Source organism: Arthrobacter sp. CAL618 (assembly GCF_000468215.1).
Taxonomy (GTDB): Bacteria; Actinomycetota; Actinomycetes; order Actinomycetales; family Micrococcaceae; genus Arthrobacter_D.
The window spans coordinates 1-3,067 of record NZ_ASZW01000244.1; the positions used below are offsets into that span (position 1 = coordinate 1).

Sequence of the window (3,067 nt, forward strand, 5' to 3'; positions counted from 1 at the left end):
CTGCTCGTGCGCGTGCGGCGGCAACCTCCGGGGCGACTGCACTGGTTTCACTGGTTTGACCGGACGCTGGACGGAGGCCCTGGCCGGCATCCACGGGCCGGGTCAGCGGTGCCAGGAACGTCCTGGCGGAAGCAGCAGCGACACCGTAGAAGTAGGGGTTCTGCCGCGGCTGATGAGCAAACGATTCGAGCACTTTGGCCAGAAAATCGGCGTTGGTGATCTTCTCGGCGCTTGGGGCCAGCAGCAGGCTTGCTGCGGCGGTGAAGTCNCGTGCCCGCCGGTCTCGTAGGCCACTTCGTCAGGCTGACAGGCGCTAAACAGTAGTTCGCGGGCGGTGGCTCGTTTGCCCGGGTTCGCGGCTGCGCCGCGACGTAACCGGAAGTTTTCAATGGTGGTCGTGTCAGGGACCAGGAACCGTGCCCGTCGGCCATGATTGGCTGCCTGCTCGGCCCCGTCAGTGACTGCAGTGCCCAGCGACGGTAAGAGCCGGGTACCGTCACCTGAATGACAGGAGTCGAAGAAGGCGGTGAGGCTTACCCCTTCCGGGAGTAGGTCGAAGAGTTCCCCAAGATCGTCATCGATGATCAGGTTTCCGCCCTGAAAGTCCACCGGGCAAAGCGCCTCGTCGAACAGCTTTTCTCCGTTGCCATCCTCCGCTTCATCACCATCGAGGTCATCAATGTACGTCCCATGGCCCGCGTACTGCATGACGAGCACATCCCCGGCGGTGCTATGCGCCACCAGGTCGAAAATGCCCTGAAGAATGTTGACCCTGGTGGCCGCCCCATCGAGCAGGGTTGTCACCTCGAATCCGACCGACTCCAGCTGTTTGCCCCACGCCTCCGCGTCAGCGACGCAGCCATACAGTTCTTTGCCCGGCGGGTAGGCATTGATTCCGATGCATAGGGCGCGTCGGGTACTTACGGGGGGTTCCTCGCGGACGGTGGGGGCCACAGCCCACGGCTCACTGATCATTCGGGCGCCGAAGGGTTTCGGTTTCCTGCCCGTAATCCTGCGGGCGACGCTCTCCATGGTCGTAGTGTTGTCGTCGAATCCCCCGTGGGTGGTCGCAGTGCTCCGGCGTGTTTCAGGTCCGGTCTCGGAAATTGACCAGATCACCTCTGCCTTCGCCTTACCGCCGTCGTCATCGAAGAACTTGAGCAGTTCGGGGTCCGCGTTGACGCACTCCTGCAAACCCAAAATGGGCGTGAACTCTTCCTTTTCGAAGGACGCACGGACCAGATACAACAACGATTTCCCGTAGCCACCGGGGCAGGTGTCAGTAAGCTCGGCCTGCTGCGTCATGGTGTACATCGCCAGGGATTTGATGCCTTTACCGGCCTCGGGTGCCAACTTCGCCTTGAACGTATCAGTGCGGACGGCGGGTGCCAGTAGGCTGACCGTCGCGAACTCGGGGACCCCGGCCTTCAGGGCGGCTGGCACAAAGTAGGAGTGGAAGATGGAGCCGGCGCTGTGGCCGACGGCGTGGACGCTGGTCTTCGGGTGTGCTGCCACATAATTGCCGAGTGCTTTTGCCACGTAGAGCGCGCCGCCACCCGTTGCCGAGGCGTCTTCGGCAAACCGCTTCATTTCGCCCCAGATCCGCTCACCGTTAGCGGCCCGGGCCATCAGCTCGATTGCGCGGTCCCTCACATCTCCCAGGACGCCCCTGGTTCCGGGCAGAGAGCCGAACAGTGCATCGAGGAAGCCTGTCTCCCAGACGAAGAAGATCGGGTACACGCCATTCGATTTCCACCATTCGCTTTGCTGATGTGCGGAACGGAGGCCAGCTGCCTCGCTCACCAGACCGCCGTGGGCGTAGACCATGATCGGTGCGTCGCCGTCTGGTGCGAACTTGGGGAGATGATTCTGGAAAATGGCATCCACGTCGGCTGCAGTGGTACTTATTTCACCACCGGTCGAGAACTTGCCTCGGCTGAGGTTCACTACATGCGGTTTCAGGGCCGTGATCTGGGCGGCGCTGAGCCCGGACCCCCGTTGGGTAGCGGCGGTCGCTGCAGTGGTATTCATGGCTACTCCTCGTTGAGTGGCATCGACTGGAGCGGCGTTCGTCAGGTAGCAGTGTCCACGCGACGGCGCCGGCGGTTGGCAGCCAGTATCTGCTGCACGGTGTTATTGGGGTGTTACTGGGATTTTGGTGCTTGACGGCCGGGGCGCAGGGGTAGATATTTTTGGTAGCGGTCCGGTGGAAGACTGATCCCGGGTCGCAGTAGGGAGAGGTGCCAATGGCGGGNGTGATGCTGGGGCCCGGAAGCCATACCGGGGAGCTGCGCCCCTTGACCATTCTGGCCGAGGGTCCGTTCACGTTGGGCGCCGAAGGTCCGATGACCACGACGCTCCGCGTGCCCGTTGAGCGCATTGGTGGGGGGCCGCGCAGCGCGCGATTCGACATCGTCGTTCGCGGCCCGCGTGGGAAACCGTTGGAGCTACTCCTGGGCGAGGACGTCGATCCGTGGATGCTGATGGACGAGAATCCACCGAATGACCTCGGTGAGTTGCTGGCCAACCGCCGCTTCCTGGCCCAGCACACGTACGCCGTGGCGGCGTCGACGCTGGCAGCCTTCGAGTCAACCCTCGGCCGCCGGATGGGATGGGCCCGAGGACGGCGGCTGCGGATCCACGCGTATGACACGGTGCCCTACGCCGATTCTGGCTACGACCGGGAAGACGGAGTGGTCCGGTTTGGGCATCGGCGGGATGGCCGGGAGCGTCTGTCGGTGCCGTTGGCGTTGTATCGCGACCTGGTGGCCCATGAGGTGACCCACGCGATCCTTGCGGGGTACCGAACCCGCTGGTCGGACCAGTTCGCTTCCCTCGACCAGTTTGCGCTGCATGAGGCGATCGCTGACCTGGTGGCCATGCTGTCAGTGTTTTCCTCGGCGGAGCGGGTGGAGCAGTTGTTGGATCCACTGGGGTCCGGGGCAACCGACCTGACCGGGCTGGATGAGCAGATCCTGCTGAGTGGTCTCTTCAGCTTTGGCGACGGTTTGTTCTCGCATGGGCCAGCGCGACAGCCGATGCGGACGCCGGTCCCCACCGGCTGGCG

The 3,067-nt window shown here is 63.5% G+C and carries 2 protein-coding genes; one reads left to right on the top strand and one right to left on the bottom strand.

From position 1 onward, the window contains the following. Positions 1–102: 102 nt before the first annotated feature. On the bottom strand, positions 103–2,031 hold the full coding sequence (locus K728_RS0114485; RefSeq protein WP_024477139.1) for a caspase family protein: 1,929 nt from the start codon (positions 2,029–2,031) through the stop codon (positions 103–105). Between the two features lie 227 nt (positions 2,032–2,258). Between K728_RS0114485 and K728_RS0114490 the strand changes: the two genes are divergently transcribed. Then, positions 2,259–3,067, top strand: an 809-nt coding sequence (locus K728_RS0114490) for a hypothetical protein (RefSeq protein WP_026041234.1), incomplete at its 3' end; no start/stop codon positions are given.